We start from the raw sequence: 14,496 nt of genomic DNA, 5'->3' as shown, positions 1-14,496 counted from the left end.
CATGACTGTCAGCACCACCTCCCGGCACACCGCCCTGCACGACCGGCACGCCGCCCTCGGCGCGTCCTTCACCGACTTCGGCGGCTGGGACATGCCCCTGAAGTACGGCTCCGAGCTCACCGAGCACCGCGCGGTGCGCTCCGCGGCCGGGCTCTTCGACCTCTCCCACATGGGCGAGGTCCGGGTTTCCGGCCCCGACGCCGGCACGTTCCTGAACACCGCGCTGGTCGGCAACCTCGCCGGGGTCGCCGTGGGCCGGGCCAAGTACTCGCTGCTCTGCACCCCCGAGGGCGGGATCGTCGACGACCTGATCACCTACCGGCTCGCCGAGGACGAGTTCCTGGTCGTGCCCAACGCCGGCAACGCGGCCACCGTCGTCGCCGCCCTCCGGGAGCGGGCGGCGGGCTTCGACGTCGTCGTCGCCGACGAGTCCGCCGAGACCTCCCTGGTCGCGGTGCAGGGACCGGCCGCCGAGGCGATCCTGCTCGGCCTGGTCCCCGCCGCCGAGCACGGAGCCGTCACGGAACTGAAGTACTACGCCGCCGGAACCGTCACGGTCGCCGGGACCCCCGTGCTGCTGGCCCGCACCGGCTACACCGGCGAGGACGGCTTCGAGCTCTACGTCCCGGACGCGCAGGCCGGCGCCCTGTGGGACGCCCTGCTGGCGGCCGGCCGGGAGCACGGGCTGGTCCCCTGCGGGCTGGCCAGCCGCGACTCCCTGCGCCTGGAGGCCGGCATGCCCCTGTACGGCCAGGAGCTCACCCGCGACGTCACGCCGTTCGAGGCAGGGCTGGGCCCCGTCGTGTCCTTCAAGAAGACGGAGGACTTCGTCGGCCGCGCCGCTCTCGAGGCCCGCCGGGCCGAGGGCGTCGCCCGCACCCTCGTCGGCCTGCGCGGCCGGGGACGGCGCTCCGCCCGCAGCCACTACCCGGTCCTGGCCGGGGGCCGACCCGTCGGGGAGGTCACCTCCGGGGCGCCGAGCCCCACCCTCGGCCACCCCGTGGCCCTCGCCTACGTGGAGACCGCGTTCGCCGAGCCGGGCACCGTCCTCGAGGTGGACCTGCGGGGCAAGCCCGAGGCCTTCGACGTCGTCCCCCTGCCCTTCTACCGGCGCCAGCAGTAGACCCTTCACCCTGCACCGAAAGGACCCCACCATGAGCACCGTCCTGCCCGACCTCCGCTACTCCGCGGAGCACGAGTGGATCGACTCCGCCTCCCCCGCCCGGATCGGCATCAGCCAGGTCGCCGTGGACGCCCTGGGCGACGTCGTCTACCTCGACCTGCCCGAGGCCGGCTCCACCGTCACCGCCGGCGAGGTCTGCGGCGAGGTCGAGTCGACCAAGTCCGTCTCCGAGCTGTTCTCCCCCGTGACCGGCACCGTGGTCGAGGTCAACGCCGAGGCCGTGGACAATCCCGCCGTCCTCAACGAGGACCCCTACGGCGCCGGCTGGCTGTTCGCGGTGGAGGTCTCCGAGGAGGGCCCGCTGCTCTCCGCGCAGGAGTACGCCGACGCCAACGGGGGTGAGCTCGCATGAGCGCGGACGCCGGCGCCCTGACCTCCGCCCTCGACCAGGACCTCGCCCTGCTCGACCCCGAGGTCGCCGAGCGCATCGACGCCGAGCTGCGCCGCCAGCAGGACGGGCTGGAGATGATCGCCTCCGAGAACCACACCGCCGTCGCCGTGATGCAGGCGCAGGGCTCCGTGCTGACCAACAAGTACGCCGAGGGCTACCCGGGCCGGCGCTACTACGGCGGCTGCGAGCACGTCGACGTGATCGAGCAGCTGGCGATCGACCGGGTCAAGGACCTCTTCGGCGCGGCCTTCGCCAACGTCCAGCCCCACTCCGGGGCCCAGGCCAACGCCGCGGTGATGCACGCCCTGCTCACTCCCGGGGACACGATCCTGGGCCTGGACCTCGCCCACGGCGGGCACCTGACCCACGGGATGAAGCTGAACTTCTCCGGCAGGCTCTACCAGGTCGTGCCCTACGGCGTGGACGAGGCCACCTGCACGGTGGACATGGACGAGGTCGCCCGCCTGGCCCGGGAGCACCGCCCCCAGCTCATCGTCGCCGGCTGGTCGGCGTACCCGCGTCAGCTGGACTTCGCCGAGTTCCGCCGCATCGCCGACGAGGTGGGCGCCTACCTGATGGTGGACATGGCCCACTTCGCCGGGCTGGTCGCGGCGGGGCTGCACCCCAGCCCCGTGCCGCACGCCCACGTGGTCACCTCCACCACGCACAAGACCCTGGCCGGCCCCCGGGGCGGGATCATCCTGTCCAACGAGGCCGAGATCGCCAAGAAGATCAACTCGGCGGTCTTCCCGGGCCAGCAGGGCGGTCCCCTGGAGCACGTGATCGCGGGCAAGGCGGTCGCCTTCGGCATCGCCGCCGGGGAGGAGTTCCGCGAGCGCCAGCGGCGCACCCTCGAGGGCGCCCGCCTGCTCGCCGAGCGGCTGCTCGCCCCGGACGTCGCCGAGGCCGGGATCTCCGTGGTCAGCGGCGGCACCGACGTGCACCTGGTGCTCGTGGACCTGCGCAGCTCGGAGCTGGACGGCAGGCGAGCCGAGGACCTCCTCGCCCGGGTCGACATCACGGTCAACCGCAACGCCGTGCCCTTCGACCCGCGCCCGCCGATGGTCACCTCCGGGCTGCGCATCGGCACCCCCGCGCTGGCCACCCGCGGCTTCGGAACGGAGGCCTTCACCGAGGTCGCCGACATCATCGCCGAGGCCCTCGTGGCCGGCGCCGAGGGCGGGGACCCGGAGGTGCTGGCCGCCCTCCGGGCCCGCGTCCGGGCACTGGCCTCGGCGCACCCGCTCTACCCCGGCCTGGCCCCCTTGACCGCGGGCCGCTGAGGACCGGAGCACCGGTTCCCCATCGGGCGGCGGCGGGTGCGCGGCGGGACACCCCGTCCGCGCGCCCGGCGCCGCCACGGATCTCTTTCTCGTCTGGAGCACATCATGGCCATCAGCGTCTTCGACCTCTTCTCCGTGGGCATCGGTCCCTCGAGCTCCCACACCGTCGGCCCCATGCGCGCCGCCCGGCGCTTCGCCGGCACCCTGCTCGCCCAGGACCTCCTGGAGCGCACTGCCGACCTGCGCGTGGACGTCTACGGGTCGCTGTCCGCCACCGGCCGCGGCCACGGCACGTTCACCGCGATCCTGCTGGGCCTGGAGGGCTACGACCCGGAACAGGTCCGCCCCGACGAGGTGGAGGAGCGGCTGGCCGACATCGCCGGCACGGGAACGCTGCGGCTGGGCGCCGCCCTCGGGCACCGCAAGGACGTCCGCTACGGCGTGGAGGACATGGTGCAGCACCCGCTGACCGTGCTGGAACGGCACACCAACGGCATGCGCTTCCAGGCGCTGGACGGCGCCGGGGGCGTGCTGGCCGAGCAGACCTGGTTCTCCGTGGGCGGCGGGTTCATCGTCCAGGAGGGCGAGGAGGACACCGCCGCGGCCGAGCTGGAGGCCGCCAGCGCCCAGGTGCCCCTCCCGTTCCGGACCGCCCGGGAGCTGCTGGGCCACTGCGCGAGCACCGGCCGGCCGATCAGCGAGGTGATGCTGGCCAACGAGCGGACGTGGCGCGGCGAGGACGAGGTCCGGGAACGGCTGCTGCACATCTGGGCCGTGATGGAGGAGTGCAAGGACTCCAGCCTCCGGCGCACCGGCCCGCTGCCGGGCGGGCTGAACGTCGCCCGGCGCGCCCCGGAGTGGCACCGGCGGCTGCGCACCGAGGACCCGGACCGGGACCCGGGCTTCTGGCCGGAGTGGGTGAACCTGGTGGCCCTGGCGGTCAACGAGGAGAACGCCTCCGGGGGGCGAGTGGTCACCGCCCCCACCAACGGGGCGGCCGGGATCATCCCGGCGGTGCTCTTCTACGCCACCCACTACTCCCCCGCGGCCCGCGCCGCCGCCGCCGAGGGCCCGGAGGCGCTCGAGGCCGCACGGCAGGACATCGTGGTCCGGTTCCTGCTCACGGCCGGGGCGGTCGGGGTGCTCTACAAGGAGCAGGCCTCGATCTCCGGGGCCGAGGTCGGCTGCCAGGGCGAGGTGGGGTCCGCCTCCTCGATGGCCGCCGCCGGGCTGGCGGAGGTCCTCGGCGGCACGCCCGCCCAGGTGGAGAACGCCGCCGAGATCGCCATGGAGCACAACCTCGGGCTGACCTGCGACCCGATCGGCGGCCTGGTGCAGATCCCGTGCATCGAGCGCAACGCGATCGCCGCGGCCAAGGCGATCAACGCCGCCAAGATGGCCATGTGGGGCGACGGCACGCACCGGGTGAGCCTCGACGAGGTCATCGTGACCATGCGGGAGACCGGCAAGGACATGAGCCACAAGTACAAGGAGACCGCCCTGGGCGGGCTCGCCGTCAACGTCGTGGAGTGCTGACCGGCGGCGCCTCGTCCCGCGACGGAGGGACCGCTCGACCGGCGTCCTCGCCGCTGCGGCCGCCGGGAACCGCCCGACCGGGGTCGTCTCCGCGGCCGACACGTCATGCAGGGGAACACTGTGCCGCGGACTGGACAAAGGTCTAGCCTCGTGCAGAGGAGGTTTGCATATGAGAACGACCTTGACGGATGTGGTGGCCGCTCTCGGCGTGCTGGTGACGGCCCCTGCGATGGCCGGCATGGGGCTCACGCTGCTCGGGGGCCGGGCCTCGTACGACCTGCTCGTCGGCACGGTGGTGCTCGGCGTCGTGCTCACGATCGCCGGCCTGGTGCCCCGCTTCGAGCAGCACCGGCTCGGCTGGGCGAGCCAGACGGACGCGCTACTGCGGGCCCGGCAGCAGGCCCGGCGCACCGCCGTCGCCCCCGGCGCTCCCGGGCCGACCGGCTCAGCGGGCGACCTGCCGCGCGCCCGGTCGGCCCCGCCCGCCGCCGGCTCCTGCTGAGCACCCTCCGCCGCGGATCGCGGTCGGCGCCGCACCACCCCCCTCGGGACCGGCCCGGAGCGCAGCCGCCCAGCGCCTGCGGCAGGCCACGGCGACGGACCGGATGACGGGACGCACAAGAGGTCAGACCACTTTCGTCGTACCCTGGGACCCGGCCCGGGCCTCGTGGCGCCGGGACCAGCCCCTGACGCCCGAGGAGACCGCCCCGTGCCCACCCCGCCCGCCGTGCAGCAGGCCCCCGCCCCGACGTCGCGCCGGGCCCTGGTCTATCTGGGGGTCTGCGTGGTGCTGGTGGGGCTGAACCTGCGCACCGTCTTCTCCAGCTTCTCGGCGATCCTGCCGGAGATCACCGCGGCGGCCGGACTGCCCTCCTGGGCGGTGACCGTGCTGACCACGGCCCCGGTGACGCTGCTGGGGGTCTTCGCCCCGTTCGCCCCGCGGCTGGCCCGCCGGTACGGGGCGGAGGCCGTGCTGCTGGGGGCCATGGTGCTGCTCGCCGCCGGGCTGGCCGCCCGTGGGCTGCCGCTGCCCGCGGGCGCCACCGTGCCGCTGCTGCTGGCCGGGACCCTCGCGTGCGGGGCGGCGATCGCGGTGGGCAACGTGCTGCTGCCCTCGATCGTGAAGCGGGACTTCACCCACCGCCTCGGGCTGATGAGCGGGCTCTACACCACCGCCATCGCCGCCTCCGCCGCGCTCGGGGCGGGGCTGACCTACCCGCTGTTCCAGGCCACGGGGTCCTGGCGGGCCGGCCTGGCCGGGTGGGCGGCGCCGGCCGCGCTGGTGGTCCTGCTCCTGCTCCCGGTGGCGGCCCGCCACCGCAGCCCCGTGTCCCCGGCCCCGGCCGCGGGCGCCGCCGGGGACAGCCCCTGGCGGTCGCCAGTGGCCTGGCAGATCACCGGGTTCATGGTCTTCCAGGCGATGATGTCCTTCAGCGTCTTCGCCTGGCTCGCCCCCATCCTGCGCGACCGGGGGGTCGACGGGGCCACCGCGGGGGTGATCGTGGCGGTGTCCATCCTGCTGCAGATGACCGGCTCCCTGTTCGCCCCGGCCCTGGCGGTGCGCCTGGCCGACCAGCGGGTCCTCAACGCCGTGGTGGCGCTGATGGCCGGCGGCGGGTTCGTGCTCTCGATCTTCGGCCCCCTCCAGCTGATCTGGGTCTGGACCGGGCTGCTGGGGCTGGGCCAGGGCGCCCTCACCGCCGTGGCCCTGACCATGATCGCCCTGCGCACCCGCAGCGCCGCCATGGCCGTGCGGCTGTCCGGGATGATGCAGGGCGTCGGCTACGGCCTGGGCTCCTCGGGCACGTTCCTGGTCGGGCAGCTGCTGCACGCCACCGGCGGCTTCGCCGCCGCCGGCGTCATGTTCGCCGTGGTCGGCGCCCTCGCCGCGGTCTTCGGCTGGCAGGCCGGGCGGGACCGCGCGGTGCAGGAGCGCTGAGCGCTCAGGCCGGGCGGGGCGGCGCGGTCGAGGAGCGCTCGACCAGCGAGGTCTGCAGCTGCAGCGGGTGGGTGCGGCGGGACGCGCCGGCCAGCAGGGCGAGCGCCTGCTCCACTGCCATCTCCCCCATGGCGTGCAGGGGCTGGCGCACCGTGGTCAGCTTCGGCGAGGCCCAGCGGGCGATCAGCGTGTCGTCGAAGCCCACGACGCTCAGGTCCTCGGGCACCCGCAGGGACACCTGCCGCGCGGCCTCGAACGCGCCCAGCGCGGCCTCGTCGGAGGCCGCGAACAGCGCGGTGGGCGGGTCCTCGAGCTCGAGCAGCTGCTGGGCGGCGGCGAAGCCGGCCTCGTAGCTGAAGCCGTCCCCGGCCACGAGCAGGGGTTCGCGCGGGAGCTCTGCGCTCTCGAGGGCGCTGCGGTACCCGGCCAGGCGCTCGCGCGCCGGGACCGATCCGCCCGCGCCGGCGAGGTGGCCGATCCGGCGGTGCCCGAGCTCGGCCAGGTGGGTGGTGGCCGCGTAGCCGCCGGCCCAGTTCGTGGAGCCGATGCTCGGCACCGTGGAGGGCAGGCTGTTGACGGGGTCGATGGCCACCAGCGGGACCTGCGCGTGGGCCGCCGCCGCCACCTGCTCCGCGGTCAGCGGCGTGGTCACGGCCACGACCGCCGTCTCCCCCTTCCGGCCGCAGACCGCGAACCAGTCGTCGGAGAAGGGCGGGAGGTCGCCCTGCTCCAGGGCGGGCAGGGTGTTCAGCAGCAGGTCGGCGTCGGCGCGGCCGCAGGCGTCCACGGCACCGGCCATGACCTGCAGCGAGTAGTTGCTCTCCAGGGTGTCGAACACCAGCACGATCGCCGGGCGGGGGCGCCGCGCGGCGGAGCCCGTGTAGCCCAGCGCCGCGGCCGCGGCCCGGACCCTCTCCCGGGTGTCCTCCCCCACGTCGGGACGCCCGTTGAGCACCTTCGAGACGGTGCCCTTGGACACCCCGGCCTGCGCCGCCACCTCGCTCAGCGTCGTTCTCTTCATGTCGGGACGGTCTCCTCGGACGTCGGGCATCCTGCCGGTGTGCGGCGAAACGTTTCGTTACGCCGCATGTAGTGGTCTCGCTCACACCAAGGGCTTGACGGCTGTGAAATCCGCCACTTACCCTTCTCGCAACGAAACGCTATACGAAAAGTTTCGTAAGCGCAATGCATCACTCGACGCTGAGGAGCACGCCATGACCACCGACCGCACCCGCCGCCCCGCCCCCGCCCCGTGGACCCCCTTCTCCCGGCGGTCGCTGTCCCGCGTCGCGCTCGTGGGCGCCGCGGCCCTGACCCTGGCCGGGTGCGGCGGCGGCGCGCAGCCGGGCCAGGCCGACGGCGCCACCGCCTGGACCCTCACCGGCGGCGCGGAGGAGACCTTCCGCACCTCCTTCCAGGAGTGGAACGACGCCCACGCCGAGGAGCCCATCACCGCCGAGTACTTCGCCAACGACGCGTTCAAGGAGAAGATCCGCACCAGCGTGGGCTCCGGCAACGCCCCGACGCTGATCTACAACTGGGGCGGGGACAACCTCGAGAGCTACGTGGACAACGGCAACGTGGTGGAGCTGACCGGCAAGATCCCGGGCATGGAGGAGCGCGCCCTCGACTCCGTCCTGGAGACCGGCACGGTGGACGGGAAGCTCTACGCGGTCCCGAACAACAACACCCAGCCGGTGATCCTGTACTACAACACCAAGCTCTTCGAGCAGGCCGGGGTGAAGGTGCCCACCACGTGGGAGGAGATGCTGGACGCCGTGGAGGCCTTCAAGGCCGAGGGCGTCACGCCGATCTCCGTGGCCGGCTCCAGCCAGTGGCCCTACCTGATGTGGATCCAGTACCTCACCGACCGGATCGGCGGCCCGGAGGTCTTCCAGGCGATCGTGGACGGCGAGGAGAACGCCTGGTCCGACCCCGCGATCACGGAGGCGCTCGAAAAGATCCAGGAGCTCGTGGAGGCCGGCGGCTTCGGCGACGCCTACGGCTCGGTGGTGGCCGACGCGGGCGCCGACGTCGCCCTGGTGCACACCGACCAGGCGGCCATGATGCTGCACGGCAGCTGGGTGTACTCCAGCTTCCTCACCGACGCCCCGGAGTGGACCGCGGAGGGGAACCTCGGCTACACCGCCTTCCCCGAGATCGAGGGCGGACAGGGCGACCCGCAGAACATCGTGGGCAACCCCGCGAACTTCTGGGCCGTGTCCGCGGACGCCAGCGAGGAGGAGCAGCAGACGGCCTTCGAGTACCTCGAGCAGACGAACCTCGACGACACGGCCGTCGACACGCTCTTCGACGCCGGCCTGATCCCGGCGGTGGACGGCGTGGAGGACAAGATCGCCGAGACCGAGCACCCGGAGTACCTCGACTTCGCCTACTCGATGGTCCAGGACGCGCCGCACTTCCAGCTCTCCTGGGACCAGGCGCTGCCGGCCGACCAGGGCCAGGCCCTGCTGACCAACCTCAGCCAGGTCTTCGCCGGTGAGATGACCCCGGAGCAGTTCCAGACCGCGATGAACGGGACGCTGTGATGCTCCTGCGCGCGCCCGCCCGGCGCAGGGCCCGGGCGGGCGCGGGGCCCAGCAACTGGCTGCTGGCCCCCGCCCTGGCCTTCTTCGGCGTCTTCTCGATCGGCCCGCTGCTGGGCGTGCTGGTGCTGTCCTTCATGCAGTGGGACGGGCTCGGCACCCCGCAGTGGGCGGGGGGCGGGAACTGGGTGTCGGTGCTCGAGAACCCGGTCTCGCGCCAGGCGATGTGGCTGACCGTGAAGCTGACCCTGCTCAGCTACGCCGTCCAGTTCCCGCTGAGCCTGCTGCTCGGGGTGTTCATGGCCGGCCGGCAGCGCTACCGCGAGTTCCTCTCGGTGCTGTACTTCCTGCCGATGCTCTTCTCGGCCGCCGCGATCGGCATCGCCTTCAAGGCCCTGCTGGACCCGAACTTCGGGCTGTCCCAGGCCTTCGACGCCGCCGTGCTCCGGCAGGACTGGCTCGGCCGGCCGGACCTGGCGTTCTCCGTGGTCGTGGTCGTCATCTCGTGGTCGTTCATCCCGTTCCACTCGCTGCTCTACCAGGCGGGCGTGCGGCAGATCCCGCAGAGCATGTACGAGGCCGCCACGCTCGACGGCGCCGGGACCGTGCGGAAGTTCTTCTCGATCACGCTCCCGCAGCTGAAGTACACGATCGTCACGTCCTCGACGCTGATGCTGGTCGGGTCGCTGACCTACTTCGACCTGGTCTTCAGCCTCACCGGCGGCGGACCGGGCACCGCGACCCGGATCCTGCCCCTGGACATGTACCTGACCGGTTTCCGCAGCAACCAGATGGGCGAGGCCAGTGTCCTGGCGGTCATCCTCGTCGCCGTGGGGCTCACGCTCGCCCTCGGCCTGCAACGGCTCACCGGGGCCGACAAGATGGAGAGCCAGGCGGAAGGTGCGTAGCCCCATGAGCACACGTCCTGCGGACACCCGTCCCCACAGCACCGGCAGCACGGGCACCCGCCCCACGGCCCCGCGCCCGGCGGATCCCCGCCCCGCGGGCGCCGCTCCCGCCCGCCGGCGCCGGGGCGTCCCCAACATCCCGGCGGCCGTGGGCGGATGGCTGTGGCTGGCCGTCATCATCGTGCCGATCTACTACATCGCGATCACCAGCACGAAGCCCCGGGAGGACTACTACTCCACCAACCCCCTGGTGCCCTCGGCGCCGACGTTCACGCCGTACCTGACGGTGCTGCAGAACCAGTTCGTCCAGTACTTCCTGAACAGCGTGGTGGTGGTCGTCGGCACGGTGGCGGGGATCGTGTTCCTGTCCCTGCTGGCGTCCTACGTGATCGTGCGCAGCCGCACCGGGCTGGCCGTGTTCTCGAACCGGCTGTTCCTGCTGGGCATCGCCATCCCGATCCAGGCCACGATCATCCCGATCTACCTGATCATCGTGCAGCTGGGCCTCTACGACACCCTGGCGGCGCTGATCCTGCCCGGCATCGCCTCCGGGATCCCGATCACGGTCCTGATCCTGACCAACTTCATGCGCGACATCCCCAACGAGCTCTACGAGTCCATGACCCTCGACGGGGCCGGGGACTGGAAGGTGTTCCGCACGCTCGTCCTGCCGCTGAGCATGCCCGCCGTCACCACCGTGGGCGTCTACAACGCGCTGAACAGCTGGAACAACTTCCTCTTCCCCCTGATCCTCACCCAGAGCTCCGAGAAGCGCACCCTGCCGCTGTCCCTGTGGACCTACCAGGGGGAGTTCCAGGCGGACATCCCCGCCGTCCTGGCCGCCGTCGTCCTCTCGGCGCTGCCGATCCTCGTCCTCTACGTCTTCGGGCGCCGCCAGCTCGTCGCCGGGCTCACCGCCGGCTTCGGCAAGTGACGCGCCCACCAACCCGAAGGAACCCCATGACCTCGCCCAGCACCCCGCCCAGTACCCCGCCCGGCACCTCGGTGTGGAACGACCCGTCCCGCCCCGTCGGCGAGCGCGTCGACGCCCTCCTGCAGGAGCTCACCCTCGAGGAGAAGGCCGGCCAGCTCGGCAGCTACTGGCTGCGCCCGGACCCGGAGGAGGCCACCGGAGGGGCCGCCCCCATGGAGTCCGCCTTCGCCAACGACCGCTCCACCTTCGAGGCCGCGATCGCCCACGGACTGGGCCACATCACCCGCGCCTTCGGCAGCGCCCCGATCTCCGCGGCGGACGGGGTGGAGCACCTGCGCACCCTGCAGCGCCAGGTCGTGGGCACCTCCCGGCTGGGGATCCCCGCGATCGCCCACGAGGAGTGCCTCACCGGCTTCACCACCCTCGGGGCCACCTGCTACCCGGCTGCGATCGCCTGGGGCGCCGCCTTCGACCCCGAGCTGGTCCGCACCATGGCCCGGCGGATCGGCGACGACATGAAGGGCGTGGGCGTCCACCTCGGCCTCTCCCCCGTGCTCGACGTCGTGCGCGACTACCGCTGGGGCCGTGTCGAGGAGACCGTCGGCGAGGACCCCTACCTGGTGGGCTCCCTGACCACCGAGTACGTGCGCGGGCTCCAGGAGGCCGGCGTGATCGCCACCCTCAAGCACTTCGCCGGCTACTCCACCTCCCGCGCCGGGCGCAACCACGCCCCCGTCTCGATCGGCCCGCGGGAGCTGCGCGACGTCGTGCTCGTCCCCTTCGAGATGGCGGTGCGGATCGGGCGGGTCGGCGCGGTGATGAACTCCTACGCGGACGTCGACGGCGTCCCGCCGGCCGCCGACCCGGAGCTGCTCACCACGCTCCTGCGGGACGAGTGGGGCTTCGAGGGCACGGTCGTCTCCGACTACTGGGCCGTCAGCTTCCTCGAGTCCATGCACCACGTCGCGACCGACCCCCGGGACGCCGGCGTGCAGTCGCTCGCGGCCGGGATGGACGTCGAGCTGCCCGAGACCGGCTGCTTCGCCGACCTCGCCGCGGCCGTGCGGGAGGGCGCCCTCGAGGAGTCCCTGCTCGACCGCGCGGTGCGCCGGGTGCTGACCCAGAAGGTCGAGCTCGGCCTGCTCGACGAGGGCTTCGACCCCGGCACCGCCGGCGGGGCCGTGGACCTCGACTCCGAGGGCAACCGCCGGCTGGCCCGGCGCATGGCCGAGGAGTCCATCGTCCTGCTGAAGAACGACGGCGTGCTGCCCCTCGCCGGCGACACCGCCCGGACGGTCGCCGTCATCGGCCCCAGCGCCGCCCAGCCCCGCTCCTTCCTGGGCTGCTACAGCTTCACCAACCACGTCCTGTCCCGGTTCGGCGAGTCCGGCACGGGCATCGAGATCACCTCGATCGTGGACGCCCTCACCGAGGAGTTCGCGGGCCGGGACACCACGTTCCGCCACGCCCGCGGCGTCGACTTCACGGACCCGGACACCAGCGGCATCGCCGAGGCGGTGGCCGCCGCCGAGGAGGCCGACCTCGCGGTCGTGACCGTGGGCGACCTCGCGGGACTGTTCGGCACGGGCACCTCCGGGGAGGGCTGCGACGTGGTGGACCTGTCCCTGCCCGGCCGGCAGGCCGAGCTCGTCGAGGCGGTGCTGGCCACCGGCACCCCGGTGGTCCTCGTCCTCGTCACCGGCCGCCCCTACAGCCTCGGGGCGTTCGACGACCGCTGCGCCGCCGTGGTGCAGGCCTTCATGCCGGGCGAGGAGGGCGGCCACGCCGTCGCCGGGGTGCTCTCCGGCCGGGTGAACCCCTCCGGGCGGCTGCCCGTGGGCATCCCCCGGCACGTGGGCGGGCAGCCCGGCACCTACCTGACCCCCACCCTGGGCGGGTACGCGGAGGGCATCTCCAACCTGGACCCGCGGCCGCTGTACCCGTTCGGCCACGGCATCGGCTACTCGACGTTCTCCTACGACGCCCTGGAGCTCTCCGCCGGGCGGATCGGCGCCGACGGCACCGTGGACGCCGCCGTCACCGTGACCAACACGTCCGAGCGGGCCGGGCAGGAGGTCGTCCAGCTGTACCTGAGCGACCCGGTGGCCCAGGTGGTCCGGCCGGTGAAGATGCTCGTCGGCTTCGCCAAGATCGCCCTGGAGCCCGGGCAGAGCGCCCGGGTCGTCTTCCACCTGCACGCCGACCGCACCGCGTTCACCGGGCGCGCCATGCGGCGGATCGTCGAGCCGGGCGAGTTCGTCCTGCGCGCCGGGCCCTCCAGCGAGGACCTCCCCCTGGAGGACCGGTTCGTGGTCACCGGCCCGGTGCGCGACGTGGAGGACGTCGAGCGCGTCCTCACCACCCCCGTCGACGTCGAGATCGCCGACCGCGCGCTCGCCGCCGGCGCCTCCTGAGCCCGGGGCGCGGGCCGCCGCGCGGCCCGCGCCCCGTCCACCCCCTCCCGGATCCCCCGCCTGCCCGGGGACGCCGCGGGACGGCCCCCGAGGCCGGCCCGCTCGGCCTCCCCCGTCCCCTCCGCCCGAGACCCCCTGCAGTTCCCCGTGCACGACCCCCGAAAGGAACCCCCGAGATGAGCCGACGACTCCCCGTCCTGCGGATCGGCGCCGCGAGCGCCGTCGCCGCCCTGTGCCTCACCGCGGTCCCCCAGGCCGCGAGCGCCGCACCCCCCGCCACGCCGCCCGGCCTGGCCCAGCAGGACACCCTGCGCTGGAACACCCCGAAGGACTTCCGCATCGGCAGCGCGGTGGCCGGCGGCGGGCACCACACCTCGGCCGACTACCCCGAGCCCTTCCCCTCCGACCCCGAGTACCGCTCGGTGCTGGCCCGGGAGTTCAGCTCCCTGACCCCCGAGAACCAGATGAAGTGGGAGTTCATCCATCCCGAGGAGGGCGTGTACGACTTCGGCCCCGCGGACGACATCGTCGACTTCGCCGAGGCCAACGGCCAGGTCGTGCGCGGCCACACCCTGTTCTGGCACAGCCAGAACCCCGACTGGCTGGAGAACGGGGACCACACCCCGGAGGAGCTGCGCGCCATCCTCAAGGAGCACATCTACACGGTGGTCGGCCGCTACGAGGGCCGGATCCAGCAGTGGGAGGTCGCCAACGAGATCTTCGACGACAGCGGGAGGCTGCGCACGGAGGACAACATCTGGCTGCGCGAGCTGGGGCCGGGGATCATCGCCGACATCTTCCGCTGGGCCCACGACGCGGACCCGAACGCCCAGCTGTTCTTCAACGACTACAACGTGGAGGGCCTCAACGCGAAGTCCGACGCCTACTACGCCCTGATCCAGGACCTGCTCGCCCAGGGCGTGCCCGTCCACGGCTTCGGGATGCAGACCCACCTCGGCCTCCAGTACGGCTTCGACGGGCGGATGCAGCAGAACCTCCAGCGCTTCGACGACCTCGGCCTGGAGACGGCCGTCACCGAGATCGACGTGCGCGGGCCGGTCGGCGCGGACGGGCAGATGAGCCCGGAGCTGCGGCAGAAGCAGGCCGACTGGTACCGCATGGCCCTCGAGGCGTGCCTGGCCGTGGAGGACTGCAACTCCTTCACCGTGTGGGGCGTGCTCGACGAGCACTCCTGGGTGCCGAACACCTTCCCCGGCTACGGGGACGCCCTGACCATGGAGGGCGACTACGAGCGCAAGCCCGCCTACGACGCCCTGCAGGAGACCCTGGTCCGGTCCCAGCCGGGCGGCGAGGCGAAGTGGAAGCACCACCCCGCGTTCCGCTGACCGGACCGCCCTGATC

12 protein-coding genes are annotated in these 14,496 nt (G+C 73.1%); 11 read left to right on the top strand and 1 reads right to left on the bottom strand.

What is annotated here, in order from left to right:
• Position 1: 1 nt before the first annotated feature.
• The 6 genes from gcvT to GMA12_RS14115 all read left to right on the top strand — a co-directional run bounded on the left by gcvT (position 2) and on the right by GMA12_RS14115 (position 6,332).
• Positions 2 to 1,123, top strand: a complete 1,122-nt coding sequence (gene gcvT / locus GMA12_RS14140) for a glycine cleavage system aminomethyltransferase GcvT (RefSeq protein WP_156270117.1) — start codon at positions 2 to 4, stop codon at positions 1,121 to 1,123.
• A 31-nt stretch (positions 1,124 to 1,154) separates the two neighbouring features.
• The gene (gene gcvH / locus GMA12_RS14135; protein WP_156270116.1) at positions 1,155 to 1,535 is read left to right on the top strand and encodes a glycine cleavage system protein GcvH; all 381 of its coding nucleotides are present in this window, start codon (positions 1,155 to 1,157) and stop codon (positions 1,533 to 1,535) included.
• Entirely contained in the window at positions 1,532 to 2,857 is a 1,326-nt protein-coding gene (glyA, locus tag GMA12_RS14130; protein ID WP_156270115.1) for a serine hydroxymethyltransferase, read from the top strand. The genes gcvH and glyA overlap by 4 nt, the downstream gene beginning before the upstream one ends.
• 105 nt (positions 2,858 to 2,962) lie before the next feature.
• Entirely contained in the window at positions 2,963 to 4,393 is a 1,431-nt protein-coding gene (locus GMA12_RS14125; RefSeq protein ID WP_156270114.1) for an L-serine ammonia-lyase, read from the top strand.
• Between the two features lie 169 nt (positions 4,394 to 4,562).
• Complete coding sequence (locus tag GMA12_RS14120) at positions 4,563 to 4,895, top strand: hypothetical protein (protein ID WP_156270113.1); 333 nt, start codon at positions 4,563 to 4,565, stop codon at positions 4,893 to 4,895.
• 207 nt (positions 4,896 to 5,102) lie between these two features.
• Positions 5,103 to 6,332, top strand: coding sequence for an MFS transporter (locus GMA12_RS14115; RefSeq protein ID WP_370831631.1), 1,230 nt, complete (start codon positions 5,103 to 5,105; stop codon positions 6,330 to 6,332).
• 4 nt (positions 6,333 to 6,336) lie between these two features.
• Here GMA12_RS14115 and GMA12_RS14110 read toward each other — a convergent pair whose 3' ends face one another.
• Positions 6,337 to 7,353: a LacI family DNA-binding transcriptional regulator gene (locus GMA12_RS14110; protein ID WP_156270111.1), complete on the bottom strand. Its 1,017-nt coding sequence runs from the start codon at positions 7,351 to 7,353 to the stop codon at positions 6,337 to 6,339.
• Between the two features lie 193 nt (positions 7,354 to 7,546).
• Here GMA12_RS14110 and GMA12_RS14105 point away from each other — a divergent pair, with 193 nt between their 5' ends.
• The 5 genes from GMA12_RS14105 (at position 7,547) to GMA12_RS14085 (ending at position 14,480) form a co-directional block, all read left to right on the top strand.
• Positions 7,547 to 8,881: an ABC transporter substrate-binding protein gene (locus tag GMA12_RS14105; protein ID WP_156270110.1), complete on the top strand. Its 1,335-nt coding sequence runs from the start codon at positions 7,547 to 7,549 to the stop codon at positions 8,879 to 8,881.
• Positions 8,881 to 9,786 (top strand): carbohydrate ABC transporter permease, encoded by a 906-nt coding sequence (locus GMA12_RS14100; protein WP_156270199.1) that lies wholly within the window; start codon positions 8,881 to 8,883, stop codon positions 9,784 to 9,786. Before GMA12_RS14105 ends, GMA12_RS14100 begins: the two co-directional genes overlap by 1 nt.
• A gap of 4 nt (positions 9,787 to 9,790) precedes the next feature.
• Complete coding sequence (locus tag GMA12_RS14095) at positions 9,791 to 10,720, top strand: carbohydrate ABC transporter permease (RefSeq protein WP_156270109.1); 930 nt, start codon at positions 9,791 to 9,793, stop codon at positions 10,718 to 10,720.
• Positions 10,721 to 10,746: 26 nt separating this feature from the next.
• Complete coding sequence (locus tag GMA12_RS14090; RefSeq protein ID WP_156270108.1) at positions 10,747 to 13,134, top strand: glycoside hydrolase family 3 N-terminal domain-containing protein; 2,388 nt, start codon at positions 10,747 to 10,749, stop codon at positions 13,132 to 13,134.
• Between the two features lie 176 nt (positions 13,135 to 13,310).
• Positions 13,311 to 14,480: an endo-1,4-beta-xylanase gene (locus tag GMA12_RS14085; protein ID WP_156270107.1), complete on the top strand. Its 1,170-nt coding sequence runs from the start codon at positions 13,311 to 13,313 to the stop codon at positions 14,478 to 14,480.
• Positions 14,481 to 14,496 lie beyond the last annotated feature (16 nt).

This window comes from Kocuria sediminis (genome assembly GCF_009735315.1).
Classification (GTDB): Bacteria; Actinomycetota; Actinomycetes; order Actinomycetales; family Micrococcaceae; genus Kocuria; species Kocuria turfanensis.
This window is presented reverse-complemented; position numbering and strand designations above follow the sequence as displayed.